7 protein-coding genes are annotated in these 6291 nt (G+C 39.9%); 5 read left to right on the top strand and 2 right to left on the bottom strand.

The features are described 5' to 3' along the window. A partial coding sequence (locus tag AAEU28_RS11220) for a transposase (protein ID WP_421964192.1) occupies nt 1-245 on the top strand: 245 nt, incomplete at its 5' end. 287 nt (nt 246-532) lie between these two features. Here the strand turns inward: AAEU28_RS11220 and AAEU28_RS11215 are convergent. Continuing rightward, on the bottom strand, nt 533-1750 hold the full coding sequence (locus tag AAEU28_RS11215) for an NnrS family protein (RefSeq protein ID WP_421964191.1): 1218 nt from the start codon (nt 1748-1750) through the stop codon (nt 533-535). Nucleotides 1751-1933: 183 nt separating this feature from the next. Here AAEU28_RS11215 and norR point away from each other — a divergent pair, with 183 nt between their 5' ends. The 4 genes from norR (at nt 1934) to AAEU28_RS11195 (ending at nt 5457) form a co-directional block, all read left to right on the top strand. Next, nucleotides 1934-3535: a nitric oxide reductase transcriptional regulator NorR gene (gene norR / locus AAEU28_RS11210; protein WP_421964190.1), complete on the top strand. Its 1602-nt coding sequence runs from the start codon at nt 1934-1936 to the stop codon at nt 3533-3535. 238 nt (nt 3536-3773) lie between these two features. Then, nucleotides 3774-4244: a bacterioferritin gene (gene bfr / locus AAEU28_RS11205; protein WP_421964189.1), complete on the top strand. Its 471-nt coding sequence runs from the start codon at nt 3774-3776 to the stop codon at nt 4242-4244. 3 nt (nt 4245-4247) lie between these two features. Next, complete coding sequence (bfr, locus tag AAEU28_RS11200; RefSeq protein ID WP_421964188.1) at nt 4248-4736, top strand: bacterioferritin; 489 nt, start codon at nt 4248-4250, stop codon at nt 4734-4736. A gap of 388 nt (nt 4737-5124) precedes the next feature. Continuing rightward, nucleotides 5125-5457, top strand: a complete 333-nt coding sequence (locus tag AAEU28_RS11195) for a zinc ribbon domain-containing protein YjdM (protein ID WP_058032344.1) — start codon at nt 5125-5127, stop codon at nt 5455-5457. A gap of 64 nt (nt 5458-5521) precedes the next feature. Here AAEU28_RS11195 and AAEU28_RS11190 read toward each other — a convergent pair whose 3' ends face one another. Further along, on the bottom strand, nt 5522-6205 hold the full coding sequence (locus AAEU28_RS11190) for a LipL32 family surface lipoprotein (RefSeq protein WP_421964187.1): 684 nt from the start codon (nt 6203-6205) through the stop codon (nt 5522-5524). Nucleotides 6206-6291: the final 86 nt, after the last annotated feature.

Here is a 6291-nt window from a genome sequence, read left to right as displayed (position 1 = left end):
AGTCAGGTAAACAGGTAGGAAAGACAACCTTAAGCAAAGAAGGGCCAGGTTATATCAGGGCTAAATTATATATGGCAGCCGTCGTAGCAGGACAACATAACCCTGATATAAAGGAGCAAAAAAGTAGGCTCATAAGGCATGGAAAAACAAAAATGCAGGCTATCGGTGCAGCTATGAGAAAGCTTGCTCATATCTGCTTTGGTGTTGTGAAGAATCAAACTGAATATCAGTCTCAAGTTGTTTAAATCAAACTTGAGACTGGTTAGGAGAGATGGTATCTACATACTTTTAAAGCGCTTCATGCTGATGTGCTGGGCTCAATTTCTCAGGTGAGAACCATCACCACCCATGTTGTGATGGACTCTCCCAAGGATACACGGAAGTAGTGCTTTCGTGAAATAGAAAACAAATTTGGCGATCAAAGACTACTGTTTTGTCGCTTTGCCGCCAACTCTATAAACCCGACATAAAGTCGGTGCTACCGTGTTGATTTCAAAGAACGAGTTGTTATTTTTAACGCCAACTTGGTCTATTAACCTCTTCGCCCATCAACTCTTTTCTGCATTAAAATGGGTGTATAAAACCATAAGAAAATAGCAAAACCAACAACCCACAAATAAGCGCTGATGTTCCATGCCAAATGAGGCGCATAAAGAACAGGCATAAAAGCACGCACCAGCGCACTCAAAGCTATAAAAGCAAATGCCCAAGCGACCATACTGGCAGGGGTTAAGGCTCTACCAGTATGACCAAGTGAGACTCTTGCCATCATTGCCAAGATCATTAACCCTATACCGCCAATGGTAATTAAATGCAGTGCATCCGCTGGATTAATACTGCCTGTGAGGTAGCTAAATGCGAGAAACAAAATGCCAACCGCACTTAAAAAGTAGCCTAAATGCAGCGACCAAAGTAGCGGCACTTTAAAAGTACCTTTATCAAACCATAGAATGGCGCGAGTTAAATGCAAAGTGGCAGCAGGAAGTAAAACCAAACCAACATTGATATTAAGAGAAAAGAGCTTGATGCTAGCAAATCCAGCCATCGCAAATAGGCTAAATAACAGCAGCAATTTATCGAGTTTAGGTGTTCTAACTTGCTCTTCTTGATTTAGTCCGCGCGCCGTAAAAAATGGAATGACACGTCCGCCGATAATGCCAATTAGCAGCATAAAGCCAAGCACGGCCAATTGTGTGAATAAGCGGGCGAGCGAATATTCGCCCAACCAAGTGCTCATTAAAAACGCACTATTAAAAATAGTGAGTAGGGCGAGTACAACAATCATGATGTAATTATGTTTAGAAGCCGACGTCACCAGCATATGACTCAAATAAGCAATAGCAAAGAGCCAGAAAAGTACTTGGCCGAGTAGCAACAATAATTGGTTGTCTGCATAAAAAAAGAAAATAGCTCGGCATGAAATCCAAATCGCGACAAGGATCATTAAGCCTTTACCAGAAAGTCCTGGCACGCCGGTCCATGTTTGTGCTGCGGTGAGTAAAAAGCCGATAGCCACCGCTGAAGCAAAACCAAAGATCATTTCGTGTGCGTGCCAAAGTGTCGCAGGAATTTGTGCTTGCCAAGAGAGTGTGCCATTTAAAATAAATTGCCAAAGCAAAATAGCGAGCACAGACCAAAGCCCAGCTAATAAAAAGAATGGCCGAAAGCCAAGCATGAATAATGGCCATTGATGTGGCTTGGAAAGTTTAAACTCATTAGGCACCGGCTCGGTTAAATTGATAGGTCTCATTACTACTCCACAGCTTGTTAATTTATCTTTTTAGGGCTTGTGAATGTAATGGCATTTACTGTGCCAAATATTATTCTTATTAAAATCATATTATTAGCAGGTTTGATAAATTATAGTTTGAATAAGTGAGTCATTTTGACTTAAACTTTGTATGTCTTTTGATAATTAAAGAGTCAAAAATACATGGAGCAACGTTCGTTATCTTCACTGCTTATGCTTAATAGAGCGCTGGCTCGGGCCTTACCTAACAGCGCACAATTCGACGTAGAACATTGTTTTGAAGCCGTTATTCAGGCTGTTAAAGAGTGTTTTATTAGCGATGCCATTGCTTTGTTACTTTACCAAAACAATAAACTGGTCCCTGTTGCCATATCAGGATTGATGCCAGATGTGCTGGGCAGACACTTTGTGATAGATAAACACCCGCGTTTACAGGCAATTAGTCTGTCAGATAAGGCTGTGAGGTTCAGTGCCAATAGCGAATTACCTGACCCTTACGATGGGCTTTTGATTGCACAAGAAGGCGATATTCCCGTTCACGCGTGTATGGGGTTTCCGATCAAGCATCAAGATCAATTGCTCGGAGTGATCACGGTAGACAGTTTAAATGCTGGTATTTTTGAAGACTATGCGCCTGCTTTTTTGCAAATGGTCAATGAGTCTTTGACCCGACATGTTAGTGCCATACTGTTGACCCATGACTTATTAACCAAGGCTCAGCAAGGAAGTCATTTGATCACCGAGCTGAGCAAAGGCCAATATGAAATGGTCGGGCAAAGTCAGGCCATGAAGCAATTACAAAGAGATATTCAACTTGTTGCAGGTTCAGACTTTACCACGCTTATCACAGGTGAGACGGGCACAGGTAAAGAGCTTGTCGCTCACTCTTTACATAATCAATCGCACCGAGCAAGCAAGGTCTTTGTGCAGGTAAACTGTGCCTCTTTGCCCGAGACGTTGGCTGAAAGTGAGCTATTTGGTTATAGAAAGGGCGCGTTTACTGGGGCGAATTCACATCGTGATGGCAAGTTTCTGCTTGCTGATGGCGGTACGATTTTTTTAGATGAAATTGGTGAGTTACCGCTTAATACCCAAAGTAAGCTGCTCCGAGTCTTACAAAGCGGTGAAATTCAACCTGTCGGTGCGGATAAAACCCAATCAGTTGATGTGCGAGTCATCGCAGCGACAAACCGAAATTTATTAGAAGAGGTTGAAGCCGGTCGCTTTCGCGCAGATTTGTATCATAGATTGAGTGTATTCCCGATTAAAGTGCCTTCTTTGAACGAACGCTTAGATGATATTCCGTTTTTGACTGGCTTCTTTGCTGAAAAAGTCAGTAAACAACTTGGTATTGCGCAGTTAAAGTTGTCGCCGAGTTTATATCAATTACTGCAATCTTACTCGTGGCCGGGCAATGTTCGCGAGCTTGAACATGTGATAAGTCGAGCTGCATTAAAAGCAAAACAACAGCAGTGGCCAAATAGTATTATCAGCGTAGATGAAAGTGACTGCGAATTGTTTAAAGATAATCAAACTAAAGACAATTTTACTCAGTCTCGTTTTGAACAAGGGCAAACTTCAAACTTTGCTCAAAACAGTCCTAATTTAAGCCAAATAGATTCATTAAAGTCTGCCACTGAGCAATTTCAAAAAAAATTAATAGAGCAGGCATTGTTAGAGCATGATCTAAATTGGGCGGCAGCGGCAAGAGCATTAAAACTTGATAGAGCAAATTTGGTACGTTTGGCAAAGCGTTTAGGTATTGCAGTTAAAAAAACAATTTAACTATATAAAACAATTTCTTAAGTTTTTAAATCACGTGTTCTAGAGTTGGCTTAATATGGATAGTAAAAAAGTATGGTGTTAAGAGTGTTTTTACTAATCTAAATCACTCTCAATAATGTTATAAGTTGTTTATTTTAAAAGGATATATTAATTTAGTGCTTATCTTTAATTGGTCTTGAACTGGATGAATATTAGTCTAGTGTTATAGGGCGTCTCGTTATTATTTTTAGGGGGCCCTATGCAGGGTAACAAACAAGTGTTGGCTTCGTTAAACGCAATTTTAACGCTAGAGCTGACTTCAATTAACCAATATTTTCTTCATGCCCGTATGTACAAAAACTGGGGCTTAGAAGAACTCAACGAAAAAGCCTATAAAAAATCTATAAAAGACATGAAGCAAGCGGACGATCTCATCGAGCGCATTTTGTTTTTAGAAGGCTTACCAAATCTGCAGCATCTTGAAAAATTGCGTATCGGCGAACATACAGAAGAAATGCTTGCCTGCGATATGGCATTCGAATTGGAGCAAATTCCTGCTCTAAAAGCGGCCATTGAACTATGTGAGAAAGAGCAAGATTACATCTCTCGCGAACTGCTTGAAGAAATCCTTGAATACGAAGAAGAGTATGTTGATTGGATTGAAGCGCAGCAATTCTTAATTCAGCACACTGGCATTCAAAATTATCTGCAGTCGCAGGTTGAGGAGTAAATCATGCAAGGTAATTCAAAAATCATTGACCTACTAAATCAGCAGTTAACGCTAGAGTTAACCTCAATGGATCAGTATCTGGCACATTCGAAAATGTATGAAGACTGGGGGTTGGGCAAGTTAGGACACAAACTGGCACATGAATATGATGAAGAGCTTGATCATGCAAAAGCGATTATCGAGCGCATTTTGTTTTTAGAAGGCAAACCAGATACCGCCTCTCGACAGCCTATTAATGTGGGTGATAACGTTCAGCAAATGCTTGAAAACGATCTTGCAGCTGAGATGACGGTGGCTGCGAGTTTAAAAAACATCATAGGTGAGTGCGAAAAAGCACAAGACTATGTGACTCGTGAGATGCTAGAGAAACTTCTAGATGACACCGAAATGGATCATATTTATTGGCTTGAACAACACTTAAATTTAATCAAACTGATGGGCCTACCAAACTACATACAATTGCAAATGGACAACAGTGCACCAGACGCTTAATACAAAAGAGTGCTTTTATAGACAAAAGTACAATGCTTAGGGCATTGTTTTTACTCAAAACTTGCCCTAAATTTTTTATATGAGCGAACTTTACTGTCAGCCTTTAACTTGCACAGGACTGTTTTTACCTCCTTTTTAGCGGTCCGTTAAAGCTTTAAAGTTCAGCTCGCTTTATATTAAGCTGAGAATAGCTTACATAATTAAGAGTTTAGGCATTATTTCTAACCTATCTGAACATCAACATTAGTACTTATTTCAAAAACACTTACTTAACCTGAATTAACCATCGTTAAAACCTGATGGTCGATCAGGTTTTTTCAAAATCTCCTCGCATGATACTTCTTTAGCCTTTAGAATAATGACATTGTAATTTTAGAAGTTGTGAAATATGTCATTACCTCCTTGTCCTAAATGTAATTCTGAATACGTATACGAAGATCAAACAAACCTAGTGTGTCCAGAATGTGCACACGAATGGAACCCAAATGAAGTAGATGAAGATGCATTTGAAGTGAAAGATGCAAACGGTACTGTGCTTGCTGACGGTGATAAAGTGACTGTTGCAAAAGATCTTAAAATCAAAGGCAGCTCACAGGTGATAAAAATTGGTACTAAAGCCCTTGTTCGTCGCGTATTAGATAAAAAAGACCATGAGCTTGACTGTAAAGTTGATGGTGTTGGCGAAATGATGGTAACAGCTAAGTTTGTTAAGAAAGCATAATAGATATAACGCCATAAATTAAAAAGGCCCAAATAGGGCCTTTTGTCATTAATAAAGGTGGAGCTTAAAGCTTATTGCCATTTACCAATTCATGTAACTCTTCAAGCGATGCAGCGATTTTAACGCCAGGTACGTTAGTACCAATTGTCGCTTCAAATGAGCCTTCTACGTTTGAACGAAAAGACGTAAATGAAATTCGGTAAACACCACGAACAAGCGCTTCGCTTGCGTTATTCATTGACGTTGTTTTACGAAGAAGAGAGTTGTAGTTTGCACCACTTGGGTTTGCAGGTAACTCTGACGTATCGTCATTACGCCCTAGGTTTTGTAGCACCTTGCCACCGTTTTTGATTTTTGTATTGTCGATGATATTTAAACGATCAAACACAATATAAGTATCAAAGAATTTATCAGCATCTTTTTGCATGCCAGGTGTGAAGTTAGCATGTTTAAAGTCATCCCCTTCTGGTTTTGAAACCGCTGGTGAGATCATAGATACACCGATTTCATCAACCGCAGCAGGTACCCAAGCGTACAGATAATAAGTATCTTTGCCTTTGTACTTACCTTCCGGCTGTACTGATGAGTCTACATAACCAAAGTAGTTTGAGTAGTTCGCATAAGGTAAACGCGCTTCAATGCCCGCTACACCTTCAGATACAGAGCTTTTAAGATGTGGACCTGTTGCTGAACAACCTGCTAATACAGCAGCGGTTACAAATGGTAAGACTAGACGAGAAATTTTCATTGATTCGACTCCATGTCACTAGTTAAAAATTGAGCATAGAGTATACGCATGAAACTTTTATTACTAAAGTATTAGTTTATGTAAAT

The organism is Pseudoalteromonas sp. SS15, from assembly GCF_049257195.1.
GTDB lineage: Bacteria > Pseudomonadota > Gammaproteobacteria > Enterobacterales > Alteromonadaceae > Pseudoalteromonas.
This window is presented reverse-complemented; position numbering and strand designations above follow the sequence as displayed.